General features: G+C 37.0%; 21 protein-coding genes and 1 pseudogene. 8 read left to right on the top strand and 14 right to left on the bottom strand.

Translation table 11 applies throughout. The features are described from left to right. Nucleotides 1–143: 143 nt before the first annotated feature. Nucleotides 144–341, top strand: a complete 198-nt coding sequence (locus V6255_RS05005; protein WP_341627149.1) for a hypothetical protein — start codon at nucleotides 144–146, stop codon at nucleotides 339–341. A 575-nt stretch (nucleotides 342–916) separates the two neighbouring features. Here the strand turns inward: V6255_RS05005 and V6255_RS05000 are convergent. Beyond that, entirely contained in the window at nucleotides 917–1,429 is a 513-nt protein-coding gene (locus V6255_RS05000) for a YbjQ family protein (protein WP_341627148.1), read from the bottom strand. A 265-nt stretch (nucleotides 1,430–1,694) separates the two neighbouring features. Further along, nucleotides 1,695–2,065: pseudogene (locus tag V6255_RS19280) on the bottom strand (hypothetical protein); the annotation flags it as partial. Nucleotides 2,066–2,186: 121 nt separating this feature from the next. On the opposite strand from V6255_RS19280, the gene V6255_RS04995 reads away from it, so the two are divergent. The 3 genes from V6255_RS04995 to V6255_RS04985 all read left to right on the top strand — a co-directional run bounded on the left by V6255_RS04995 (nucleotide 2,187) and on the right by V6255_RS04985 (nucleotide 4,842). Beyond that, nucleotides 2,187–3,317: a hypothetical protein gene (locus tag V6255_RS04995; protein ID WP_341627147.1), complete on the top strand. Its 1,131-nt coding sequence runs from the start codon at nucleotides 2,187–2,189 to the stop codon at nucleotides 3,315–3,317. A gap of 1 nt (nucleotide 3,318) precedes the next feature. Then, nucleotides 3,319–3,873: a hypothetical protein gene (locus V6255_RS04990; protein WP_341627146.1), complete on the top strand. Its 555-nt coding sequence runs from the start codon at nucleotides 3,319–3,321 to the stop codon at nucleotides 3,871–3,873. 600 nt (nucleotides 3,874–4,473) lie between these two features. Then, nucleotides 4,474–4,842, top strand: a complete 369-nt coding sequence (locus tag V6255_RS04985; RefSeq protein ID WP_341627145.1) for a ribosome recycling factor family protein — start codon at nucleotides 4,474–4,476, stop codon at nucleotides 4,840–4,842. A gap of 144 nt (nucleotides 4,843–4,986) precedes the next feature. Here the strand turns inward: V6255_RS04985 and V6255_RS04980 are convergent, their stop codons facing one another. The 7 genes from V6255_RS04980 to pnp all read right to left on the bottom strand — a co-directional run bounded on the left by V6255_RS04980 (nucleotide 4,987) and on the right by pnp (nucleotide 11,442). Next, entirely contained in the window at nucleotides 4,987–5,421 is a 435-nt protein-coding gene (locus V6255_RS04980; RefSeq protein ID WP_341627144.1) for a nuclear transport factor 2 family protein, read from the bottom strand. Nucleotides 5,422–5,687: 266 nt separating this feature from the next. Further along, nucleotides 5,688–6,110 (bottom strand): hypothetical protein, encoded by a 423-nt coding sequence (locus tag V6255_RS04975; RefSeq protein ID WP_341627143.1) that lies wholly within the window; start codon nucleotides 6,108–6,110, stop codon nucleotides 5,688–5,690. 344 nt (nucleotides 6,111–6,454) lie between these two features. Then, entirely contained in the window at nucleotides 6,455–6,973 is a 519-nt protein-coding gene (locus tag V6255_RS04970; protein WP_341627142.1) for a PEP-CTERM sorting domain-containing protein, read from the bottom strand. Nucleotides 6,974–7,225: 252 nt separating this feature from the next. Next, on the bottom strand, nucleotides 7,226–7,615 hold the full coding sequence (locus tag V6255_RS04965; RefSeq protein WP_341627141.1) for a TM2 domain-containing protein: 390 nt from the start codon (nucleotides 7,613–7,615) through the stop codon (nucleotides 7,226–7,228). Further along, nucleotides 7,615–7,932, bottom strand: a complete 318-nt coding sequence (yidD, locus tag V6255_RS04960) for a membrane protein insertion efficiency factor YidD (RefSeq protein ID WP_341627140.1) — start codon at nucleotides 7,930–7,932, stop codon at nucleotides 7,615–7,617. Before yidD ends, V6255_RS04965 begins: the two co-directional genes overlap by 1 nt. Beyond that, on the bottom strand, nucleotides 7,832–8,047 hold the full coding sequence (locus V6255_RS04955) for a DUF4177 domain-containing protein (protein WP_341627139.1): 216 nt from the start codon (nucleotides 8,045–8,047) through the stop codon (nucleotides 7,832–7,834). Before V6255_RS04955 ends, yidD begins: the two co-directional genes overlap by 101 nt. Before the next feature lie 1,286 nt (nucleotides 8,048–9,333). Further along, nucleotides 9,334–11,442 (bottom strand): polyribonucleotide nucleotidyltransferase, encoded by a 2,109-nt coding sequence (gene pnp / locus V6255_RS04950; protein WP_341627138.1) that lies wholly within the window; start codon nucleotides 11,440–11,442, stop codon nucleotides 9,334–9,336. A gap of 292 nt (nucleotides 11,443–11,734) precedes the next feature. On the opposite strand from pnp, the gene V6255_RS04945 reads away from it, so the two are divergent. Continuing rightward, nucleotides 11,735–12,442: a glutathione S-transferase gene (locus V6255_RS04945; RefSeq protein ID WP_341627137.1), complete on the top strand. Its 708-nt coding sequence runs from the start codon at nucleotides 11,735–11,737 to the stop codon at nucleotides 12,440–12,442. Between the two features lie 132 nt (nucleotides 12,443–12,574). On the opposite strand, the gene V6255_RS04940 is transcribed toward V6255_RS04945, so the two are convergent. Further along, entirely contained in the window at nucleotides 12,575–13,231 is a 657-nt protein-coding gene (locus tag V6255_RS04940) for a TenA family protein (protein WP_341627136.1), read from the bottom strand. A 316-nt stretch (nucleotides 13,232–13,547) separates the two neighbouring features. On the opposite strand from V6255_RS04940, the gene V6255_RS04935 reads away from it, so the two are divergent. The 3 genes from V6255_RS04935 to secF all read left to right on the top strand — a co-directional run bounded on the left by V6255_RS04935 (nucleotide 13,548) and on the right by secF (nucleotide 17,223). Further along, on the top strand, nucleotides 13,548–14,030 hold the full coding sequence (locus V6255_RS04935; RefSeq protein ID WP_341627135.1) for a hypothetical protein: 483 nt from the start codon (nucleotides 13,548–13,550) through the stop codon (nucleotides 14,028–14,030). Nucleotides 14,031–14,302: 272 nt separating this feature from the next. After that, nucleotides 14,303–16,165: a protein translocase subunit SecD gene (gene secD, locus V6255_RS04930; RefSeq protein WP_341627134.1), complete on the top strand. Its 1,863-nt coding sequence runs from the start codon at nucleotides 14,303–14,305 to the stop codon at nucleotides 16,163–16,165. Continuing rightward, nucleotides 16,162–17,223, top strand: a complete 1,062-nt coding sequence (gene secF, locus V6255_RS04925) for a protein translocase subunit SecF (protein WP_341627133.1) — start codon at nucleotides 16,162–16,164, stop codon at nucleotides 17,221–17,223. The genes secD and secF overlap by 4 nt, the downstream gene beginning before the upstream one ends. Nucleotides 17,224–17,444: 221 nt before the next feature. Here the strand turns inward: secF and V6255_RS04920 are convergent, their stop codons facing one another. The 4 genes from V6255_RS04920 to amt all read right to left on the bottom strand — a co-directional run bounded on the left by V6255_RS04920 (nucleotide 17,445) and on the right by amt (nucleotide 23,513). Continuing rightward, complete coding sequence (locus V6255_RS04920) at nucleotides 17,445–18,248, bottom strand: ABC transporter ATP-binding protein (RefSeq protein ID WP_341627132.1); 804 nt, start codon at nucleotides 18,246–18,248, stop codon at nucleotides 17,445–17,447. Further along, the gene (locus V6255_RS04915; RefSeq protein ID WP_160060842.1) at nucleotides 18,245–19,150 is read right to left on the bottom strand and encodes an ABC transporter permease; all 906 of its coding nucleotides are present in this window, start codon (nucleotides 19,148–19,150) and stop codon (nucleotides 18,245–18,247) included. Before V6255_RS04915 ends, V6255_RS04920 begins: the two co-directional genes overlap by 4 nt. 12 nt (nucleotides 19,151–19,162) lie before the next feature. After that, a complete protein-coding gene (locus tag V6255_RS04910) occupies nucleotides 19,163–20,122 on the bottom strand; it encodes an ABC transporter substrate-binding protein (protein ID WP_341627131.1) in 960 nt (319 codons plus the stop codon). Between the two features lie 343 nt (nucleotides 20,123–20,465). After that, nucleotides 20,466–23,513 (bottom strand): ammonium transporter, encoded by a 3,048-nt coding sequence (amt, locus tag V6255_RS04905; protein ID WP_341627130.1) that lies wholly within the window; start codon nucleotides 23,511–23,513, stop codon nucleotides 20,466–20,468. Between the last annotated feature and the right edge of the window lie 1,273 nt (nucleotides 23,514–24,786).

The raw sequence follows: 24,786 nt of genomic DNA, 5'->3' as shown, positions 1-24,786 counted from the left end.
TCAGTTAATAACAACTGGCATTTTTATCGAGAGCCTTTATTAGTGCGAGTTTCTCCCGCCAAAAATCAATCCATTAACACGGCATTAGTACTGTAATACAGAAAAAATAACCATTGAAGCTGAATGGGTAAGGGTTAAAATGATTGAATGGAAAGTATATTGTCATTCTTACTCACTATAATTTATCCAATGAGGGCGCTGCATTGACTGCATCAATACTCGACTTTTTAGACAAAAAAATACCGTCTAAAAAGGTTTCTATTAAAGAAAATACCATAGTGTGCCGTTTGGGTGACCATTGCGATAATTTAGTGGTGTTAACGAAAGGCGATGGGCAATAACAACATGTAAAAGGCTGAATTAATTCGGCATCTTATTATTTATAAAGGTCAGATCTTGTTTTAGTACCTTAAAGATCAACACAAGATCTGCCATTGCGCATTGTCACCATATTGAGCATTGAACGGCATATTACTAATATCAACAATCGTGTTTTTATCCTTCCCCCCTAACACGTAAAGTTTAATTCACTCCTACAACGACATACATCATTGCTTGACTCAGAAAACTCAACGAACAGTTTAATGAAGCCACATTGAATATCGACATTGTTTATTAACTAATTGATATTTCTAAGTTCAGCGTTTGGATGTCCACAACTTAACTAGAAAAACTCAACGGGAGGTGCAAAGTAACCATATTTAATATCGATTTTAACGTTAATTAAATGATATTTATAAGATCAATGTTTGGGTGCCCACTACCTTATATGATAGCCGCATTGAGTATCGACTTAGCTCATTAAACAAGTGATATTTATAAGTTGATATTTTAAATCCACAACTTATTTGATTATAAAAAGGCAAGACTTACCCCCATTTTTCTTTGATGATTAATTTAGTTTTAGCACGAAATATTACACTTGAACTTTTACCGCAGTACCAGTCGCAGTGATCATCAACATCCCTTTGCCTTGGGCTGAAATTTCTTCTGTATCAATAGACACGCTAATAATTGCATTACAATCGAGTCTTATAGCTTTCTTTTTGAGTTCATTCATTGCTTGGTCTTTCAAGTCTTCAAGCTTATTCATGTATGTTTGGGAGTTCCCGCCCACAATATCTCGCACCCCAGCAAGCATGTCTCGAAAAATGTTTGTTCCACTAACGATCGTTGATGTGATGATGCCATAGTTAGCTACAACCTTTGTGTCATCAGTAAGAAATGATGAAGTTGACATCATCACACTACTTGAATTGCTATTAAAAAATAAATCCATAGCCTCTTTCTCTGACATCGCATTAATTGTCTGAACTCCTTCAAATCCTTGTTCAAGTAGCAGCATTGCTTCATCACTTGATTTTGTAACATTTACTGCGAACACATTCGATGCATTGCTCGTATCCTTCATAATTTGATAAACGTTCATTTATTTAATTTTCCTTATTTAGTTACCCATAAAAGGTACGTATAAACTATTAGCGGCAACTAATAATTTCAAATTTTACTCACTGCAATATGGAGCGAAATATAACGAGGCTGTAGAATTTCTCATTCTCAGCCCGAATTTTAATTATAAAAGCACAGTATTTTATATTTACTTGAGATTCAAATAGATTATTGAGTTTTCAATAAATGATTGATTAAATTGAGTTGTAAAGGAATTTATGAGGCTAAAGGGCTTTACCTTTGGCTTAATGTAAACTATTCCTTAACTTCTCGCAGCTCAGGAAGAAATAAACAAAACAGTACATTTAACATTGACGATTTATTAGGAATAGGCTTTATCTTGCCGCGCAGCGTGAATTTATTCATCCCTTTATTCACCGTAATATTATCGGTTTTTACTTTAAAGAAAGTAGGCTCAATCGTGTTTAGTCTTTTGCCCCCTTTACTGAATTAGTTCTCGTCTGCCAGGGCTGCTGTCTATTTTGACTCACATTTTATCGGTATATGAGATAATTTCACCTTTTATATTTGTTTCAAACTGAGCCTACGGACCTTGTTTTGTAGGTTTCTTTCTCATAAATTGAATTTGCAATGGGCAAACGCGACAACCTTTTAAACAAAGCTTATGCCTCACCAACGATTTTATGATCTAATTTTGAAATTTATTTGAGGTTTTTATTGCATCTATTAACTAGCTACTCCAAAATAAGTAACACTTAAAAATCTTAGGGATAATAATGGATAGCGGATTAGTAACTTTCTTTAATGTTAATAAATGTGGCTTTTATAAAATCACACAAACTAGCAAAGATAATGGCGAATCAAAAAAAGACGTAAAGGCTAAAGGCTCACTATCTGAAACCATTACCCTAGTTTCTGATTGGGTAGACGGTCGAGAGTTTTCACAAACCATTCCTTGGGATGTAAATGCCAACCCTCTCAAGAAAAAAATCTACTGTAAAGACATATATAAAGATGATAATTCGAATGAGATGCTATTTGTTTTTTGCCGGGCGGTAAACAATGACAAAGGATCTTTAAATGGCTTTATCGAAGACGCTAAAGTTGGTTCGGATGATAAAGATGTAATTAAAGTAAGTAATAAAGCTAAAGGAAAAAAACTAATTTACGGAGAACCGATGTATTATTGGTTCATTCCTGATTCTGATTTAATTATTAGTATCAATTTCCCACACTCAGTAGCCTCAACTAATGAAGTTTGTGATTATTTTAAAAAGTGCATTGATAACTTTATACCCACAGAAAATCGCAGTGTCTCAAATAGAATGCAATATAACGGCAAAGCAGGAAGAGATATAAGTATAAAATCTGTTAGCTATCGCTCTGATTGCAAAAAATATTCCATGACTTATCAGTTACAATCAGTATTAAAAGAGCTATCGATAGACGATGTAAATTTGGATGCCCTTGCAAAAGAAATCACGCACATAGTCGTACGAGATACAATTTCAGGAAGCAAGCAGAATGAAGTGTCGTCTTCGTTTGGGTTTTATAACAAAGTAATGCGTAAACAGGATGCATCGTTAAGAAAGCACCAAGTTGAAATCATTAGTGAAGTGCATCTTACCAAAGATGAACTAGCCGGAATGATTGAAGTTTACAAGCAGGAACAAGGTGTTAGTGCACTTTGGAATGATGTAGGCTTCCGCAGTAATGGAGAAGATACAAAATGGTTTGCTAGCTACATAGACCGAAAGCACATCCATTTAGACGAAAGCCAAAAGAAAGATGATAGCTATTATCCCGCAAAAGTCATATTTGATTGTTTGAATGACCAACGCGAAAGCTTATTGAACTTCAAATGTTCGAAATTAGAAAAAGCCCTTAAACTGGAAGCGACAGCTTAAAATGATTGATTTGTTGTTCAAAACAAAAGAAATTATCTTAGATAACAAAAAAAGTATGCTATTGCACTTGCTGTACTTATCGGCAGGTTTTTTTATTGCATATCATAGTTATCCGACCATCAACCTTTCACTATTTGAACCAGTTCTTGGAACTCTTCAAAATGTGTCAGCTGCAGTTTTTACTTTAGCAGGTATTTGGATAGCTTATAGCTATAAAGAGGCTATTGGAGCTTTTACAGACTCAAAGAATATCAGTCTAATTAAAGGAACTGAGAGCTATGAAAGCATAAAAATGTTGGTGCTTACTATTTTTTCTTCAGCGTTTGTGTTGGTTTGGATTTTAATTATTAATTTATCAAAGCCAATAATTATAAGTAACCCTATTTTCCACCCGTACATAACAGAATTAAAGGTCGGTTTTATAACCCTTGTTTTTTACTTAACCATCATTCAGTTAAAAGCAATATTGAATATTATGGTTAATAATTTTAATTTTGTGTTTTCACTTGCATCCAAAAAAGCAGAACGCGAAGTAACGGATGATTTGAGCAAGTAATTAAATATCTGCATTACGTAAATTTTTAATGGTATGAGAGTCAAATTCTTCTATACCATTAGCTCTTTCTACTGATGTTCGTTCATCACACAAGAAAGTTGTGGACACCCACTTATTGAAATTATAAGTATCAATAAATTACGATAAAAAATTACACAATGCGGTTACGTCAATTCTCCCCCTTTCTCGTTTTTCTGAATTAATAACAGTCTTTAGCAAGGTAAGGTAGCGAATGATACGAGAGTATTGTGTTTTATGAGCAGACGTTGCTAGTTCAGAGCGCTACAGGCGCCTAGTGTATGAACGATGCGTTAGGAGGCTGTTATTAATTTAGGTTAAAAACAATATGGGCGATTTTCTGTTACATATTCACAGACATAATTTTTCTTTGTTCCTATAAATAAACTTACTTTTCCAGACTGCGAAACTATGTTTCGTTTCTTCGACAGCTACTCGCCGACAGAGCTAAAATATTGTTAAGAAGATTGAAAATGACTCGATGAGCACAGACGAAGTTTTCCCCAAATGCTTCAATTATTCGTCAAATGCTTCTACAAAAGTTATTATTCATAGCTAATCAAAACCTTGCTGGAACAATCTGTGCCAAATAAAATGCTGCCTCTCCTCTCCATTAAGTTAAACAACTTCCTGCATCGTATTGATTGTAAGGCAACGATAATAGCGTTGGTTAATCAGCATGGTTGTAGTTTAAAGCGAATTCGTCGTTCTAAAAATTGGTTGTTAACAGGCAAACAAAGCCAACTTGTTGAAGTAAGTGAACAGTTGCAAGTAGGAAAGACAATGTGGATTGCTGAAGCGATTGGCAAAGCATTACCGAAACCAAGCTTTGATTTAACAGCGATCGTCCTAGCAAACGCTGACATGACTATTAATCGATTAATAGTAGAAACAGGCTGTACGTTAATTGAAGCGCGAGTCGCTATCGATAAAGCAGAAGATTTGGCTTAATAAGAAATAAAGTATTCACTTCCTTCATGCATAAAAAAAGCAAGCCGAAGCTTGCTATAAAGTGTTACAAGAAATTCTCTTCTATTAGCGATAACTATTAGCAGTAACTAGAAGTAGAACTTCAAAAAGTGCTTACAGTAATCGTTATTGAAGTACGTAAGATTTACCGATTATTTTCCATTCATTATTAATTTTAGTCAGTGTTAATGCATCATAAAAACGGTTCGTAGAGCGGAAAAGTACCACTGCTAAACGATCATCTACAATATCAAGACTTAAGATTTCACCGTCGCGATCTCCGCCTACTGGGTTTTCATTGGCAGCCCATTTATTTAATACGCTGTTCATGTCTTTCCAAGATTTAATGATCTCTTTGCCATTATCATCTTTTACTACACCGACCATCGTCGCGTGATCTGCTGCGAAGGCACGGAATAAACGTGTTTGGCTAGCTTCGCCCTGCCCTTGAAAGTAGTCATTTACAGCAGCTTCAATGGCAACTTTGTCTGTCGCTTTATCTGCCTGTACATTTAATGAAAAAAAGGTAATACCAACGATGATTAAAAATGATTTCAACATAATATGCTCTCTACTTTGTATTTTTTATGGATTCAGGATTTAATAAGTAATAAGGGTGTTTACTTGGTTGATAATATAGTGGTTTCTATGAGTCGTAAGGAATGGGATAGTCCTGACTTTGAACCCAATCGTCCAAAGATTGCTTCTATTTTTAATATGGTTGTTTAAGAAGAAAAAGGTACTAATGATCAGTAACATTAAGCAATGAGCTTAAAAACGATGATGTTCCTAACAAGCAGCATCTTTAAATAGGCAAACGGATAACGCTAGAAAGATTCAAACGAAGGGTGACCGAGCGTTGCAGACTCACATATGCTGTAGTCAAAGCTCTCAGGTTCATTGGGCATACTATCAACTTGAAAACTCCCCCATATAGCAACTGCAACAAAGAGTAATGCACCAAAGGTATAACCTAATGATTTCACTTTTGCACGCCAACTGGTAACAATTTTGGTTGGCTTATAGACTTTGAATCCTTTCGGGGGAAACTGCTTATCTCTTAACCCTTTAATCCCAACAGGCACAGAAGAAATAGCAAATAACACACCACAAAATAACGGCATCCCAACACATAAAGAATACCAAAGTACCATGATGCCTGAGTAACCGAAGGGAGTATGGCAATAGGCAGTCTCTGCATACCAACCGATATAAGGGAACACCCACTTCAAATGAGTAATGACAATCAATCCACCGAACAATGTATATAAGATGACGCGTTGTATTTTCTCTTTTTTTGTAAATTCTTCTGCAAATTCGATAACTAAATCCTTTTAGTAACATCTATGAATGTAAAATTCACATTTAAAATGAGTCGTTTAACAACTTAATTATTTGGTACTTTTAATTCTATTCTCTCTTTGCTTATTTATTTAAATATGGGCATGCTAATACCCGTTGCTTCATCAATAAAGTCCATATGCTAAGTAGCTGTAAATCGAGTCTCGATGACTCATATTATACAGACAGAAACAAAAAAACCTCGATGAATATCAAGGCTTTCAGGAAGGTCTTTAGTTAAGTAATATTAGACTTATTTTTTCCCTCTTGAAAAAGCAAAGCCTATAGCAGCCATTGAAAATATTAAAATAGACGATGGAGCAGGTACACTAGCGGTTGTTAAATTCCAATTATTAGCATTAAAATTTTCAAATGTATCATCACCTAAACCAGCCCCGACACCGACTGTAGCAGTGCCCAAAAAGAAGCCACTATCAAACGAAAAGCCACAATTACCAGCAATGAAACCATTAGGACAAACAAATATGTCCATAGCATCACCAGAAAAGCTCACTAAAGGCTGTAAATCGCCAGAAGGAAAATCTGATACAGACGCAAAGTCGCTAAGCTCAATTGAAGAAAACTCAAAAAGATCATACTGAACAATATTAAACGAATTAATAAATACAGTATCCGAGTCTGTTTGTATGGTTCCATCAAAAGAACCAGAAAGAACAGAACCATCGGTGTATGTATAATCAAAATTCATTAACGCTGCGTTAACTGAGCCAACAAACAATAAACTTATTAATAAAGAAATTACCTTTTTCATATTTACTCCCTGTAAATGATTAAAACCACAAACCTAAAGGAGCATAATTCAAGCCAAAATGTAACATGCTAATATATAACAATTAATAATTTTCTAAAAATGATGCTGTAAAAATAACCGACTAAATTAGTCAAAAATAATTTATCTTTACGCATAAAAAAGTAAGCCGAAGCTTACTTTTTTATTTAGATAGACGTAGTACTTTATCAAAAGTGCTTTACCAGTATTGATAACTCTACTTAACTATATTCGCTAACTTTTTCGTACTTCATTAAAAATATGACAGGACAAATTATAATTATACTGTCTTGCTATTTTTTGCGAGAAAAACAGTTGCGGTAATTCATATACAGCGAGTAAGATAATAATGTATATCGAACTTGCATGACCTAAGAAAAAGCCAATAATACTCACCGTCAGGAGCGTCAGTTCTATTGCAAACAGCGCATATTTTCTTAAATAGAAATGATGAACGCCGCCAAGAAATAACCAATTAAGCGCAGCATAGGTATCTGGGTCTTTCAATTTTTTAGATTGGGCTTCGTAGAAGGCTTTCTTTTGTTCTTTTGATAATCCGTTTAATTGTTGCCTAAACAGTTCTTCATTTTTTTCTAGTGTTTGCAACGGTTCAAATATCGACATTAAGGCACCTCATCGTGTATTTTCTCTACTAAATCAGGTTGATTACATCGTTTAATTCTAGACAATCCTAATCGCCATCCTTTGAATGCTCCGTACTTCTGAATACATTGTTTTGTATATTCAGAGCATGTTGGCTCAAAGTTACATTCGATATTTAATAACTTTTTTGATCCACCATTAGATTGATAAAGGTGGATCAATTTCAGCGATATATATTTAACGGCCAAGTGTAATAATAACAGCTTCACGTTTCCAAAATAATAAGAAACGTTTTTGTTCAACAACTTGGAAAACGACTTGCCATCCGTCTTGTGCATACATATTTAAGTCTGCTTCCATTTTTTGGACTGGTAAACCACTAGCGCCTAAAAAGATAGTGCCGCAACCGCCTTCAACAACGTGAACGACTTTGTATTCTGTAAATGCTGTCATATTATTAATTACTTATTTTTGATTAAAAAAATATATTAGCTCACAGGCGTCAATGCATCAAGATAAATGTGAAGTATTCAGCACATAACCGCATGTTATACAGAACAATTTTAGTTAAAGCCCTAAAAAATAATCAATAACATATAGTCAATAATATTTAAGTTTACTGCTTATATTTACTATATAACGGTATCGGATAGTTAATAGGCAGTTAATAAGGTAATAACGTTTTTATTATTAAAACCTCTCACTTAACAATAGCTTTTCAATAACGGCAGATAAACTCTATACATTCTCGTTATTAAGCACACAGATAGCGGTATAAAGCTATGCATTAAGAAAGTTTAATCTAAAAGTTTGGATATATTGATTAGATAACAAAACACCTAAGTGCCACTCTATTTACGCATTATAGTTAAAGGTTTACCTTATTAACCCACTGCCCACACTAAATAATCCAAACAACACAGCAAGCAAAAAAAGTAGGCTAAAGCCAACGCCCCAAACTCAAAACCAACCATTGAATAAAAATAAATTCACCCAGCCAGTACGGATTAAGACAAAGTAAAACCCAACGCAGCTACAACGACTCCACCGTTGAGCTTTCCCAAACAATGAATAACTTTCAGCAACAGCAAACAGGATATTTCTTGTAAGTTTTTTTAGTACATAGATTTACATATGAACAGATGCGTTAAGAAAGCTTATTTTAAAGGTATAGGCATTGTTTGGATTAGAAAGTGATTCGGTGGCCAGTTTCTTTGGATTCTTTGTAGGTATAGGTTCTCTGCTGACAAAGAGAAAGTAAAGCCGCCGATACAACAAAAACACTGTGAATAAAAATCCACCAGCTACAACGAGCTGAGACGAACCAACTTCTGAGCATCTGAGCAATTATGCATTCCCACGCAGAGCATGGGAACGAGTTATAATTTAAAGGATATATGTGACGGTATTAGTTTATTGAGTATTTTTTTCATAGGCTACAAATAATAATTAGACATTAATCGAGTGTAGCTATAAAAAATAAAAGTATTACTTTTTTACTTTAAAAGTATATGAATTCTCTCACTTTTATCATTCACATAGGTAAATTAGGCATTCTAATGATCTGCTGAGTGGTTATGCTTATTATTTAAATAGGGAAGTAACACTTTATTAGGGTAGCAAGCATAATCCACTAAACTCAAAAAAACAAATCATCATTATTTGTTCTTACCGTTTTACAGGCAAAAAAAAGCAAGCCGAAGCTTGCTTAATAATATCTAGATAGAGCTTAGAAAAATTTATTCAGCTGCTGGAGCTGCTTCAACTTTATCTGCTGCTTCTTTCATAGAAAGACGTACGCGACCTTGGCGATCTACTTCTAGTACTTTAACTTTAACTTCTTGACCTTCTTTCAGGTAATCAGATACTTTTTGAACACGCTCTTCACAGATTTGTGAGATGTGAACAAGACCGTCTTTACCAGGAAGGATGTTAACGAATGCGCCGAAGTCAGCTAAACGAACAACTTTACCAGTGTAGATAGTACCGACTTCAACTTCAGCTGTCAGTGCTTTAATGCGGTTGATTGCATCGTCAGCTTGCTCACCAGATGTTGCAGCAATTTTAACTGTACCATCATCTTCGATTTCGATAGTTGTACCTGTTTCTTCACATAAAGAACGGATAACTGCGCCGCCTTTACCGATAACATCACGGATTTTATCTGTGTTGATTTTCAGTGTGTGAATACGTGGAGCGAATTGAGAAATGTCATCACGACCTTCAGAAAGTGCTTCATCCATTACAGATAGAATGTGTAAACGTGCCGCTTTTGCTTGGTTTAACGCAATTTGCATGATTTCACGTGTGATACCTTCAATTTTGATATCCATTTGTAATGCTGTGATACCGTTAGTTGTACCTGCTACTTTAAAGTCCATATCACCAAGATGATCTTCATCACCTAAGATATCAGAAAGAACAACGAACTCTTCGCCTTCTTTAACTAGACCCATCGCGATACCCGCAACAGATGCTTTAAGTGGAACACCAGCATCCATAAGTGCTAGAGAAGAACCACAAACAGAAGCCATTGAAGATGAACCGTTAGATTCAGTGATTTCCGATACAACACGTACTGTGTATGGGAATTCTTCAACAGTAGGCATTACTGCTAATACACCACGTTTCGCTAGACGACCGTGACCAATTTCACGACGCTTAGGAGAACCAACAAAACCAGTTTCACCTACACAGTATGGAGGGAAGTTGTAATGTAATAAGAAGTGATCTTTCTTCTCACCCATTAGGCTGTCGATGATTTGTGCATCACGTTGTGTACCCAATGTTGCTGTTACTAACGCTTGAGTTTCACCACGTGTAAATAATGAAGAACCGTGAGTACGTGGTAGAACACCAGTACGAACGTCAAGTGCACGAACACTCTCAGGATCACGACCATCGATACGTGGCTCACCTTTGATGATGCGAGTACGTACAACAGTTTTCTCTAAATCATGTAGGTATTCGCCTACTTGTTTAGCCACTAATGCTTCGTCTTCAGCTAGTAATTTAGCTTTAACTTCAGTTGTGATAGCTTTGATTGCGTCGTAACGCTCGCCTTTATCACTGATTTGGTAAGCTTGTTCAAAACGCGCTTGTGCTTCAGTTGCAATCGCAGCATCTAATGCTTCGTTACGTGCTGGAGCAGTCCAATCCCATTTAGGACGTGCAACTTCAGCTGCAAATTCTTTGATTGCTTCAACAACAACTTGTTGCTCATCGTGACCGTATACTACAGCGCCTAACATTACGTCTTCGCTTAGGATAGCAGCTTCAGATTCAACCATTAATACTGCGTTGTCTGTACCAGATACAACAAGGTTAAGATCACTTGTTTCTAATTCTGTTTTAGTTGGGTTAAGTAGGTATTGACCTTCTTTGTAACCAACACGAGCACAACCGATAGGACCGTTAAAAGGCATACCTGAGATAGAAAGTGCCGCAGATGTTGCGATCATTGCAACGATATCTGGGTTAACTTCTGGGTTGATTGAAACAACAGTAGCAATCACTTGTACTTCGTTTTTGAAACCAGCTGGGAAAAGAGGACGAACTGGACGGTCAATAAGACGTGCAATTAGTGTTTCTTCTTCAGATGGACGGCCTTCACGTTTGAAGAAACCACCTGGGATTTTACCTGCAGCGTATGTTTTTTCTTGGTAGTTAACAGTCAGAGGGAAGAAATCACGCTCTTGATCATCAGCATTTTTACCAACAACAGAAACGAATACACACGTATCGTCCATGCTACACATTACAGCGGCAGTTGCTTGACGTGCAATCACGCCAGTTTCTAGTGTTACCGTATGTTCGCCATACTGGAAACTTTTTACAATAGGAGTCATTTTTTTTCCTTTAATAGTATTATTTTCATTTTGCTTTTTATCGCGCCGACAGTATACGCCAAGCAACGCTCTTTTAAAATTTTTTAGAGAAATTTTTTGATATTAATAACAATCCTCAATTGGAAATGAACAGAGCCTAAATAAATCACTTATTACAAATGGATGATAAGCTTATTTATTAAGCTAAATCATCAAGTTAAATTATTAATAAGCAATACTGGCTGAGCTTAAGGCTTATAGGTAATATGTTGTTAACACACTCTATTTGCAGTATTTATTGACGGGATCTCTTATGCAGACGACTATCGCGAATCAAACTTCTACTCACCTGCCAATCCTGTATTCTTTGCGTCATTGCCCTTATGCAATGCGGGCGCGTATTGCTATTTTTAAATCCAAACAGCCCGTCTATTTACGCGATTTAAAATTAAATAATAAACCAACTGAAATGTTAGCGCTGAGTAAAAATAAAACGGTACCAATGTTAGTCTCATCAAGCGACTCTGGCGTAGAGGTTATTGAAGAAAGTCTCGACATAATGTTAAAGGTATTAGCCGACAACGATCCAACACAATTGTTAGCACCGCCTAATACAACATTAGATAACATGCTATCGTTGATTAACTATTACGAAACGGGGTTAATTCCAGCCAATGAAAACTATAAATGTGCTAAACGTTATCAAGAAACCAATATTGTTGAGTGTCGACAAATCTGTGAAACTTACCTGCAACAACTAGAGTCTCGATTAACACAACATCAATTTTTATTAGCAGACACTGAAAGCTTAATGGACATTGCACTAATGCCATTTATCCGTCAGTTTTCAAAAGTAGAACGCCAGTGGTATCAACAATCCCCCTACCCTCATCTTCGAGCTTGGTTAAATCGTTATTTGCAAAGCCCGATGTTTACTAAAATAATGGCAAAGCATGAATTATGGGTAGATTGCCATACAGATATTATTTTTGGCGATGTGAAGCGAACAATAAGCACTTAAATAGGTGGACTAATTCCTGAGCGAAGGGCTTCTACAATAATCACTCATAAAACTAAGTTTGCGGCTATTGATAAAAATTATCGATAGCCTTTTATTGGTGTTGGATTAATAGATATTGATAGTAGTTAATCGTTATTGATAACAAGCATCAAAGAATTGCTTTTCTAACAATACCGCTTGATTAAAGTAGTCTTGCATGACTTTCTGCTTTGCAGGCTCTGCATTATTAAATACAGTATCGAGCTGAGTACGTAAATGCTCTATTACTGATTCAAAGTACTCGCCAGAATGTAAGGTGATCCACTCACCAAAATAAAATGGTAGCCCTTCAACAGACTCGACTGATTCAGAAAAGGGTTGTGCCCAACTTAAGTAAACCCATTCAGCAACACACAAGACAGCAATCATATTCCCATACTCACCACTGTTCGCCGCTTTCAACATTAATGCTTGGAAATCATTGGTGGGTTTTAATAGTTGAGGCGCTGTTCGCTCTGATTCAGGTACAGATAACATATCAAATGAACGTTGGAAGTAAGTATTCTCAGGACCAGCAATAATACCTAAAAAATGCGCTAATGGTAAACGATCCGGTAAAGCTGGAGCATGGTGAATAGCAGAAGCCGCTAGACGTACAAAGTTATCAATAAAGGTATAATCTTGAGCCAAATACACTCGCATTTTATCTAATGGTAAACTTCCATCTGCTAGCTCAATGCAAAAAGGATGGTTGGTTGCTTTTAACCAATCTTCAATACAACTTTGTTTTAATTGTTCACTTGGGCGCATTACTTTTCCTGTTTTGGTTATGATGTGTAAGCAAACAATACTACTGTTTTAAATAACTTATCGCCTTATTTTTGTTAATTAAGCATGAAGTTATAGTCTTATTTAAACTTTCATTCCTAACTGCTGATATTCATTTTAATTAGACTTAACATCAAGAATATTAATGAAACTGAACAGGCCACCAGCAGAAAATGAGCATCGAAATACTAAGTAATAATTAACTTAGGAATACATTCAAAAAGCTTGTTGATGGATATTGAAATGGCTATACTGCGATTTCTGTCATGCGGTAAATCGTCGCTAGGAATAACTCACTTTGTTAAGACTGTTTTTTTTATTAATCACTCTTTTTGCCTCGACCTCAGCGTTTTCTCATACTGAGCAAACAAGCTCATCCTTCGATTTTAATAATACGATTGAGTTGAATGGCAATCTTGATTTCATTAAGAGTGTGGATTTAATTAACAATGACTCAATCAATCAGTCTGTTATTCCTCCGCTAACACATGCAACCCAACAACCAGCAACACCTTCTACAAAGCACCGTAGCCAAGCCTCTGAATTTGTACAACCAATTCGCGCTAATTTATTAATTGAGCATGGAGAACAATCTCCAGATTATGTATTGGTTGAAGAACTCCTTAAAAGCCAATTAGATGTATTTGCTGATAATGAAAGCCAATTAGCACAAACCCCACCCTATTGGTTTATGCATTTCTCAGATAATTCCGCTCGCCTTTCAGGCTGGAAAGACAGCAATACTTTGTATTCTTCAAAAATAGACCCACTGCTTAGTTAATCTCAGCTTATTGAATAGTTAAAAAATGACTCGAAACGTTAAGTTATCTTGATCTTATTTATCTATTCACCGTCAATTTATAAATTTATTGAATACCATTCGTAGAATCGTTATCTGCACTAGTTCGTCTGCTGCTGATGACTTTTACGCTATAGTTTTCTTACAATTTAAGGCATTGCCTTTGTAAGTCTTCGCACGTGGTATAGACACTTATATTTTACTGCACACGTGAATGAACTCATCAATAAGTCATTGCGTGTGTTGAGGTTATTATGAAAAAAACCCATAAAATGATTAACCATTATTCTAAATGGCAATACCTAGTGATCCTCTTCACTGTGGTTATACTCGGCTTAAACGCCCTACCAAACTGGTTCGGTGAAAAAGCTGCATTACATATCCAAGCGACATCAAATCAACCATTAATACTGGATAGTGCAAAAGTATATAACACCCTATCTCAACAAGGCATCAACGTTGATTTAATTGAGCAACAAAACGATAAAAATATTGTGCTGTTACACGATAAAATGCAGCAACAACAAGCACGTAACCTCCTTGAAAGTACATTAGGAGAAGGTTACAGCGTGGCGATGGCGATGGAATCGGCAAGCCCAAGTTGGTTAAAAAAATTAGGCGTTAGTCCGATGCAACTCGGTTTGGATTTACGTGGCGGTGTGCAATTTGTAATGAATGTCGATACACAGGCGGCATTAGTTGAGCGAGAAGTGAAAATACAACAAGATCTCACTGAATTATTAAAAGAGTTTAAAGTGTACGGCGCAAAAGTCACTACCACAAAAGACGCTGCTATGACGTTACATTTTGCTTCGCAAACAGCCCCTCAAGTAACCCAAGTTGTTAAGCAATTAACCGAGCTTTATCCAGAGCTTTCGACCAATAAAAGTGGCGTTCAATCAATCTCTATCACTACCAACCAACAGTTTGCTGAAACTTATCACCAGTCTTTGATGCGTCAAAATATCAAAACCATGCGAGATAGGATTGAAGCATTGGGCATCACTGAAGCGGTAGTACAACGCCAAGGCACACATTTTATTCGTATTGAATTACCAGGTGTGCAAGATCCTTCCCAAGCAAGGCGCATCATAGGTGCAACTGCTTCATTAGATTTTTACCCTTTACAATCTCAAGGCGGAAAATTATATAAAGATAAAAATGGGGAAGCTATTCGTTTAGCTTCCACGCCGATTATGTCAGGTAGCCATATTACTGATGCCCGTTCTCAATATGGTGAAATGGGCATGCCGGAAGTGTTTATTACGCTGGACAGCGCTGGTGGGAAATTGATGTCTGACTTCACTCAGCATAATATCGGTAAACCAATGGCCACGTTATTTTCTGAATACCAACAAAATGCTCAAGGTACGTTACAAAAAGAAAGTAAAATTATTAGCGTAGCTACCATACAAGCTCATCTCGGCGCACGCTTCACTATTACTGGCATGGAGAATGTTAAAGCAACACAAGAACTCGCCATGTTACTTAAAGCAGGCAGTTTAACTGCCCCCGTTAGCATTGTTGAAGAACGTACTTTAGGCCCTTCTCTAGGTGAACAAAATATTAATAACGGTATGGCAGCCATTGCATTAGGGTTAGCCATGATGTTGGTATTTATGGCGCTTTGGTATAGAAAACTCGGGTTAATTGCCAATGTTGCACTGTTACTTAACTTAGTCTGTTTAGTAGGCTTATTATCCTTGGTGCCAGGTGCTGTTTTAACCTTACCGGGCATTGCAGGATTAGTGCTAACTATAGGGATGGCCGTCGATACTAATGTGCTTATTTTTGAACGAATTAAAGAAGAATTAAGCCGTGGGAAAAGTGTTGCCCTAGCCATCCACCATGGTTATAAAAATGCCTTAAGCACGATTATAGATGCCAATATCACGTCATTGATCATTGCCATTATATTATTTTCAGTGGGTTACGGGTCAATAAAAGGTTTTGCCATCACCCTTGGGCTTGGCATTTTAACTAGTATGTTTACAGGTATTTATGTTTCTCGTGCTTTGGTTAATGCATTTATTCGTCAACTTCCTATACCAACTAAAGCTAATAAGTCGATTACATCAATGACTCCCGCTGAATCAACTTTGCAGGTAACCCAATGAAACTAATCAATACAAGCCAATTAAATAATCAACACTCCCATCATCAGGAAGATAAATTTAACGACGAACAAGGTTTAAATAAGATGAAACAAGTTGATTCAAAAACTAATAGAGCACCGAGAAAAGGACTAACGCTAGTGCGTTATATTGGATTGTATAGCTCAATCATACTGATTCTATTGTCACTGTTAGTCATTCAAATTAAAGGTTTTAATTTAGCCGTGGATTTTACGGGTGGCGTGATTACAGAAATACAAACGACTCTCCCTGTGGACCAAGTGCAATTACATGCGGCTTTAGAGAAAGTGATCACCTCCTCTTTTTCACTCACTCATGGTAATACGAATTTACAATGGTCTATCCATCAAGCTATTACTGGCAATGACATCCCTGACTCCTCGTCATTAATGAACGAAATCATTCATTACACCGAAAACGGGCATGAAAACGGCACTATCGACAATATTTCGATTAGCGTGCTGAGCTCAAGTGTGATTGGGCCGCAAGTCGGTGATGAATTAGTGGAGTCAGGTGGTATTGCGATGATTGCATCTTTAGTGTCAATGCTACTTTATTTGTCACTTCGATTTGAATGGCGTTTAGCCAGTGGCGCTGTCTTGGCTTTATTCCATGACATTATATTAGTGTTAGGTGTTTTCTCTTTGTTTCAGCTTGAATTTGACTTAACGGTACTGGCCGCTATCTTGGCGGTGATAGGCTACTCGCTCAACGACTCAATTGTTATCTCCGATAGGATACGCGAGATGTTAAGAGATAAAAAAGCTACTGGGACATTGGGGCAAATGATTGATAGCGCGATTATCTCAACATTAACACGTACTTTGATAACCTCAGGCACGACGTTAAGTACCGTTTCTGCTATTTGGTTATTAGCAGGACAACCACTTCAAGGCTTCTCGATTGCGCTTTTTGTCGGCATTATGGTGGGCACTTATTCCTCTATTTTTTTATCCGCAACGATTCCAGAGTTATTAAACTTAAATCGAGATCATTATCAGATGAAAGAGAGTCCTGTGGAAATTGAAAACTATGCATGAAGAACGTGATGTTTACACTTAATGGTATTTGACATTGATTAATGGGAATTAATTCACCGTTATAGTGAGATTATAACGGTGAATATTATCGCCAATCCCAGCAACAAAAAAAGAGCCCTTAGGCTCTTTTTATTTAATCATAATTTACGATAATGTTATTAATAACCACTGGCATCTTGTTTGCGAGTTAAGCGAATCAATAACTAAGCACTAGGCAATAACTATGCGCCTAACAGTAACTTATCATCATCTAATTCTTCACCATCAGTACGTGCTTGTGCAAATAGGTTTAATAAATCTTTAACTTCATAACCAGCGCGTTCTTCGCCTGATAAATCAAAGATAATCTTACCTTCATGCAACATGATAGTACGAGAGCCATGGTCTAAGGCTTGGCGCATAGAGTGCGTTACCATCATCACGGTTAATTGTTTTTCAGCAATAATTTGCGAAGTAATGTCCAGAATTAATGCCGCTGTTTTGGGATCCAATGCAGCCGTATGTTCATCTAACAATAGAATAGAGCTTGGCTGTAATGCTGACATCAACAAACTAACCGATTGACGTTGACCACCTGACAACAAGCCCATTTCACTTTCAAGACGGTTTTCAAGACCTAAGTTTAAACGGCTTAGTTGCTCACGAAATACGTTACGCATTTTGCTATTAAGTGCTGAAGACAAGCGTCCTCTTTGACCACGACCATAAGCTAGTGCCATATTTTCTTCAACGGTCAAATCGCCACAGGTTCCTGCTAAGGGATCTTGGAATACACGAGCAATATCTGCCGTGCGCCCCGTTGCCGGTAACTTAGTCACATCTCGGTCACCAAAAAGAATTTGCCCTTTAGTACTCTTGATATCACCTGCGATAGTATTCAACAGTGTTGATTTACCAGCACCGTTTGAACCAATAACTGTCACAAATTCGCCTTGCGGTATGGTTAAGTCGATACCGCGCAGTGCTAGCTTTTCAGTCGGTAAACCACGGTTAAAGGTAACGTGTAAATCTTTACAACTAATCATGCTTCATTCCTCGCTGCTTGTTTTGCTTTCCATTCATTACGTAACTTAGGAAAGATCAATGCCAAGGCAACCAGTACTGCCGTGATCAAGTTTAAATCTGATGCGCTAAAGCCTAAGAAATCAGCATTAAGCGCCATCGACACAGCCAATCGATACAGTACCGAACCGACAATACAGCTTAATACAATTACATACATTGAACGGCTAGCAAACAATGATTGACCAATAATAACCGCGGCTAAACCGACTACGATTGTACCGATACCCATCGTTGAATCAGCAAAACCATTAGTTTGAGCAAACAAAGCGCCTGCCAGTCCAACTAAACCATTAGACAGTGCTAAACCAGCGTAGACTTTCTGTTTAACGACAATACCATTGGCTTGTGCCATACGTTTATTAGAACCCACTGCACGCATTGCTAAACCGTATTGTGTTTTTAAGAACCAAGCCACTAACAATCCACCTATCACAGCGCACACAGCAACAAAGATGACGCGCATGTACATATCTGGCAAGCCAAATAAGCCTTCGAAAGGCGTTAAAATAGTGGGTTCCATAATTAACGCAACATTCGGTTTCCCCATCACACGTAGATTAATGGTATATAACGCGGTCATGGTTAAAATACTGGCTAATAAATGCAAAATATCAAAGCGTAAGTTTAACCAAGCGGTAACTAAGCCCGCACATGCAGCGGCAATGGTACCTGCGAGTGTTGCTAAAAAGACATTAACGCCCATTACAATAAGAGTTGCCGTAACAGCAGCGCCAAGTGTAAAGCTGCCGTCAACGGTCAGATCTGGAAAATCCAAGATACGAAAAGTAAGGTATACCCCAATGGCAACTAAGCCATAAATGAGACCAATTTCTAACGTACCTAAAAATGAAAAAAGAGACATATTTATCGATTCTTATTTAATAACTTTAGTGGCACGAGCTAAAACAGCTGCAGGAACTTCGATGCCCATTTTAGCGGCCATTTTAGGGTTAACGTACAGGTCTGTGCCTTCTGCCATTTTGACATCGATTGAACCTGCTTTTTCACCTTTTAGGATACGTACAACAATATCACCGGTTTGACGACCTAAATCGAAGTAGTTGTAACCAACAGCGGCAACAGCACCACGAGAAACGGTATCGGTATCACCAGCAAACACAGGAATTTGCGCGTCAATGCCTACTTTAATAACAGACTCAACAGCACTAATAATAGTGTTATCAATTGGACAATAGATAGCATCTACTTTGCCGACCAATTGTTTTGTTGCAATCATTACGTCAGCAGATTTTGGTGCTGCAGATTCAATAATTTTAATACCCATTTCAGCGGCTGCCACTTTTAACGCAGCAACACTTGAAACAGAGTTTGCTTCACCTGGATTGTAAGGTACGCCTAGCGTTTTTAAATTAGGAACAAATTCTTTGATTAATGCTAAATGTTGTCTCACATTCACCATGTCAGATAAACCAGTCACATTACTACCAGGTTGCTTTAACGACTGTACTAATTTAGCGCCAATGGGATCGGTAACGGCAGAAAAAACCACTGGGATATTTCGGCTTACACTAACGGCAGCTTGCGCAGATGGCGTTGCAATGGCAACAATCACATCAGGTTCATCACCGACCATTTTACGCGCAATTTGTGCTGCGATTGCAGGTTGGCCTTGTGCACTTTCATAAGTGAATTTTAATTCATCGCCTGTATAGCCACTTTCTTCTAATACTGATTTAACACCATCTCGCACAGCATCTAATGCAGGATGTTCAACGATTGCGGTTGTTGCGACATAAACTGGTTTAGCTTGTAAACCAGTTGAGATAACCGCAGCAGCAAGGAGAGTACTTTTAACAATTGAATGTAGCTTCATAATTTAATCCCTTAGGTAAGCTTTATTTATAGAAGAATTAGTGTAAAAACCAAGCATAAAATGGACATAAAATCACACATTTTACCCCTGTTTATTTTTGCTTAACCGTACCAGTTAACGTTAATAATACCAAGCACCTATTGATAAAATGATGAGTAAAATTATTGTTTGATCACTGTTATACGGCGGTTGAGGTTATCAAGGCAATAAGTTAGAGAATGAGTGAATATAAAAATCACAATCTAAAAAGTATGCTGCAGTTTAAAAAATAGCAAAGTATCGAATATAATATCTAGCATGGTATCTAACATGGTATCGGTTTATTGATAACCGATACCATTTATCAGGAGCACTTTTTAAAATATTGAGATTCAATATCGCTCGGATAAAGAGGCTTAGAAAAGAAATAACCTTGGAAGACATGGCAGCCATGTTCAGTTAAGAAGTCTAATTGTTCTTTATTTTCCACTCCTTCAGCAACAGTTATTATTCTTAAATTATTCGCTAGGTTAATAATCGTTCCACATATTTCGCCATCTTCCACTACTGTAGCGCAATCATCTATAAACGATTTATCGATTTTTAACACGTCGATTGGTAAACGCTTTAAATAATTTAAAGAAGAATATCCTGTACCAAAATCATCAATTGATATTTTAATGTTCAATCCTTTTAATTGTGATAGTACATCAATACAACGGTCGATATCAGTCAGTAACACCCCTTCTGTAATTTCAATTTCTAATAAATTGGCATCGATTGGATGGTCTATCAATAAACGTTGAATATAAGGAATTAATCGTTCTGACACTAAATGCCTACCAGAAATATTGATTGAAATGGGCACATTTTTATATCCTATCCCTTGCCACAGAACTAATTGTTTAGCTGCCTGTGTAAGTGCATATTCACCAATGTTGATGATTAAGTCTGACTCCTCTGCGATAGGAATAAACTCAATAGGAGAGATGAGTCCTTCTTTAGGGTGATGCCAACGCATTAAGGCTTCAAAGCCTAATAAATCACCTTGATGAGTCACTTTTGGTTGGTACACTAAACTAAATTGATGCTCTGAATTAATCCCGAGCAACATTTCTTGCTCGTAATTAAAGTCTCTTTGTACTTTATCCGCCATATCAATTTCGAATAATTGATAGTTATCTCGACCACGTTGTTTAGCATGATACATCGCAATATCAGCATGTTGAATCAGCTGTTCTGCTTTGTACTCTTTTCCTTTTTCTGTGATAACAACACCTAAACTAGTCGGAATGGTTATTTTTCTACCCGCCAATAATAAAGGACTGCGCATTAAGGCAAGTACTTCATTGGCTTTAGAATGCGCAATTTCAATACTAAAATTACCTGTAAATAAAACAACAAATTCATCTCCGCCCCAACGAGCGATCGTATCATTAGGCCCTGTTACTTCAATTAATCGTTTGGCCACTTCGCACAGCAAGTCGTCTCCTGCTTGATGTCCTAATGTATCGTTTATTTTTTTAAACTTATCTAAATCCATGAAAAATAAAAGTACGTTTCCATTCCTATAATGGTTTGGGTCAATGGCCTTAGTTAATGAGTCCATCAGATAGGTTCGATTATATAATCCGGTAAGAGGATCACTATAAGCGAGCTGACGTAAATTGCTTTGTAGTTTTAGTTGACGAGTTACATCGCGAATATGCAAAGTAAATTCATTATTATTTGAAAGGCCGAAGTTAGCACTGGTCACGGTTATTTCTGCTGAAAAGGAGGCATTACCATGACGTATTAAAGTAATACTGTTACGAATATTACGCAATATCCCTTCTGATCCTGAGAACTTACACGCTAGACTATTTCTAATAATATCTTGGTCTGACGTTTGTATAAAAAGATCAATAAAACTCTTACCTATCACCTGTTGTTTAGTACAACCAAAATTACGCTCTGCTGATGGGTTAAATTCAATAATAATACCTTCCAAGTTAATAATTAAAATACTATCCATGGAGGATTGCAGAATGGCACTTTTACGTTTTTCACTGGCACGAAAATCATTAATAGCGTCATCGCGTTTAGTCATTTCATGTTTAACGCGCGCCAGAACCTCATTATACTGACTAGCAATTTGCCCTACTTCAGTGAATGGTTCTACGGGCACAGGATTGTTAAAAGCTCCCGCCTCTTGTTGTTTATGCATAACGCTCAACAAATCAATTAACTCTGTCGAAGCATGATGTTCTGAAACATTGGTCCCTTTAAGCTCGTCTTCAGCACTGACACGTAATGGAACAAATCGGTTAAGAATTGATAATAGTAAGTAACTCAATATAAAACTATAACAGCCAATGCTGACTACCCCAATTAATTGCGCTTCAAATTGCTGCAAGCGAGTTAGCCCAGTATCAAGCAGGGATAGATCTGCAAATAATGCAACCGCAAGTGTGCCCCAAATACCTGTTACAAGGTGCGATGGAACAACTCCCAACGCATCATCAATTTTTAATTTCTCAATCCAAAAAGTAGAAAAGTATAAGAGTACTCCTCCAACGATACCAATGATCATTGCTTCTGCAGGTGAGACCACATGGGCATTCGCAGTGATCGAGACAAGACCTGCAATAACGCCATTAAGCAAGAAACCGACATCAAAAAAACGCTTATAGTAGTAATGTAAAAGAGAGGCGATAATTCCCCCCCAAGAAGCGGCAAGGCAAGTATTGAGAATAATAAGAGGAACTTGTTCGGTTAATTGTAAAGTACTTCCCCCATTAAAACCAAACCAACCAAACCAAATTAATAACACCCCTAATACAGACATCGGTACATTATTACCCGTCGGTAAACGGCTATTAACATCAAAGCGTCCAATTCTTGGCCCAATGATGATGATTGCAGCCAAAGCAACATAACCACCGACAGAATGCACAACGCTCGCTCCAGCAAAATCAACAAAACCAAGCGACTCTAACCAACCACTATTACCGGCTTGGTAAGATGATGCCCAAACCCAATGTCCAACCACTGGATAGATAACGGCAGAGAGAATACAAGCAATACATAAATAACCAATAAAAGTCATGCGTTCAGCGACAGCACCAGAAACTAAGGTCGCAGCAGTGCCACAGAACATCATTTGAAATAAGAAAAAGCTTATTTGATAAGCAGATTGAGTTTCACCGAAAAAGAAGAGGCTACTACCAATGAAACCGTCCAGAGAGTCTCCGAACATAAAAGAAAAACCAAACATCCAAAAGATAACAGCGGCGAGAACAAAATCGGAAAGATTTTTTGCAGCAACATTAATGCTATTTTTACTACGTATTTTACCGCTCTCTAGACATAAAAAACCTGCCTGCATACAAAATACTAATAGCGCACAAACAAGCAGCCAAGAAAAATCCATTTTCCATAATCCTTTTAAACAAGAGATAAACTAATGTAGGTCTTAGTCGTTAGTGAATATCAATATTACTTAACGACACTTTTTCAAATTTATATATTTAAGCAAAGGTAAAATTAGATGACACATAATCTGATTTATAGATAAAGATGATATTTAACAAATATAAATAAACATCATCATAATACTCAATCTGAATTATAAATATATAGTTTTCAATGATTTATTAATATAAGTAATTTATCAATAGATATAAAGTAGAGTCCTCTGCTACCTTAGGAGCAAGGTTTAAATCGCGTTCATATTTATATTGGCGATCTAGATTTGATTAAGCAACCGTGGAGTTAATTACGAACAAGGGCCTTTTAAAGGTACCGATATTAAATACGCGCTATAAAAGGAGGGAAGATGCCTTTTAGTTTATTTGCTTTACACAAACTACTGCAAGCTAAAAACAGGACTCGCAGAGCTTCTTTGATCATTAAACATAGGCAGCGCCTAATTCGATAACCTCTTAGTTCAGAGGCTTCTGCCTTTGTAAGTTGGTAAAATATGCATTTGACCTCGGGGCGCTGACTTTAGTCTGCAGGGATTTTGGTGTTAAGGTTTATGCTTTTGATTATGTATTAACTGTTATTAACTGTTATTAACTGAAATATCTCTCTTAGTAATCAACACAAAAAAGATCTGCAAGCTGAAGCGTGAGCCCCCAAATAAAACTCGCAGAACTTCTCCATTCATAACACTAGGCAGAGCCTAATTCGCCATGCGTCGCGAGGTCAAAAGATAACTCCTTTATGCTTCGAGGCTTGTATTTGTTATGGGGCGCTGGCTTTAGCCTACAAGGTTTCTGGTGTTAAGATTAAGGTTTCTGGTGTTAAGATTAAGGTTTATGCTTTTGATTGTTAGCAATAAGACTTTTCACGTTGATAGCTAGATAAACCTTCAGAATCATAAATTTCAGACACAAAAAAAGAGCCCTAAGGCTCTTTTTGGAATTAAGATTTAAGTCGCATCATTTTATATAGACGACGTAGACCTAATTCTGCGATTAATGCTGTTGACTGGTAGCCGTCATGTTCTGCATATTCCTAACAATATCAAGCTCCCTATAATCTCAAATTATAGACACAAAAAAAGAGCCTTTAGGCTCTTTTTGGAATTAATATTTAAGTCGCATCATTTTATATAGACGGCGTAGACCTAATTCTGCGATTAATACTGTTGACTGGTAGCCGTCATGTTCTGCATATTCCTAACAATATCAAGCTCCCTA

This window comes from Psychromonas arctica (assembly GCF_038155225.1).
Classification (GTDB): domain Bacteria; phylum Pseudomonadota; class Gammaproteobacteria; order Enterobacterales; family Psychromonadaceae; genus Psychromonas; species Psychromonas arctica_B.
This window is presented reverse-complemented; position numbering and strand designations above follow the sequence as displayed.

What these genes read in the sequence shown, in the direction of transcription:
- V6255_RS05000 (WP_341627148.1), bottom strand. Translation starts at nt 1,429, where the DNA reads ATGAACGTTTATCAAATTATGAAGGATACGAGCAATGCATCGAATGTG.
- V6255_RS04995 (WP_341627147.1), top strand. Translation starts at nt 2,187, where the DNA reads ATGGATAGCGGATTAGTAACTTTCTTTAATGTTAATAAATGTGGCTTT.
- V6255_RS04990 (WP_341627146.1), top strand. Translation starts at nt 3,319, where the DNA reads ATGATTGATTTGTTGTTCAAAACAAAAGAAATTATCTTAGATAACAAA.
- V6255_RS04980 (WP_341627144.1), bottom strand. Translation starts at nt 5,421, where the DNA reads ATGTTGAAATCATTTTTAATCATCGTTGGTATTACCTTTTTTTCATTA.
- V6255_RS04970 (WP_341627142.1), bottom strand. Translation starts at nt 6,973, where the DNA reads ATGAAAAAGGTAATTTCTTTATTAATAAGTTTATTGTTTGTTGGCTCA.
- V6255_RS04965 (WP_341627141.1), bottom strand. Translation starts at nt 7,615, where the DNA reads ATGTCGATATTTGAACCGTTGCAAACACTAGAAAAAAATGAAGAACTG.
- yidD (WP_341627140.1), bottom strand. Translation starts at nt 7,932, where the DNA reads ATGCACAAGACGGATGGCAAGTCGTTTTCCAAGTTGTTGAACAAAAAC.
- V6255_RS04955 (WP_341627139.1), bottom strand. Translation starts at nt 8,047, where the DNA reads ATGACAGCATTTACAGAATACAAAGTCGTTCACGTTGTTGAAGGCGGT.
- pnp (WP_341627138.1), bottom strand. Translation starts at nt 11,442, where the DNA reads ATGACTCCTATTGTAAAAAGTTTCCAGTATGGCGAACATACGGTAACA.
- V6255_RS04945 (WP_341627137.1), top strand. Translation starts at nt 11,735, where the DNA reads ATGCAGACGACTATCGCGAATCAAACTTCTACTCACCTGCCAATCCTG.
- V6255_RS04940 (WP_341627136.1), bottom strand. Translation starts at nt 13,231, where the DNA reads ATGCGCCCAAGTGAACAATTAAAACAAAGTTGTATTGAAGATTGGTTA.
- secD (WP_341627134.1), top strand. Translation starts at nt 14,303, where the DNA reads ATGAAAAAAACCCATAAAATGATTAACCATTATTCTAAATGGCAATAC.
- secF (WP_341627133.1), top strand. Translation starts at nt 16,162, where the DNA reads ATGAAACTAATCAATACAAGCCAATTAAATAATCAACACTCCCATCAT.
- V6255_RS04920 (WP_341627132.1), bottom strand. Translation starts at nt 18,248, where the DNA reads ATGATTAGTTGTAAAGATTTACACGTTACCTTTAACCGTGGTTTACCG.
- V6255_RS04915 (WP_160060842.1), bottom strand. Translation starts at nt 19,150, where the DNA reads ATGTCTCTTTTTTCATTTTTAGGTACGTTAGAAATTGGTCTCATTTAT.
- V6255_RS04910 (WP_341627131.1), bottom strand. Translation starts at nt 20,122, where the DNA reads ATGAAGCTACATTCAATTGTTAAAAGTACTCTCCTTGCTGCTGCGGTT.
- amt (WP_341627130.1), bottom strand. Translation starts at nt 23,513, where the DNA reads ATGGATTTTTCTTGGCTGCTTGTTTGTGCGCTATTAGTATTTTGTATG.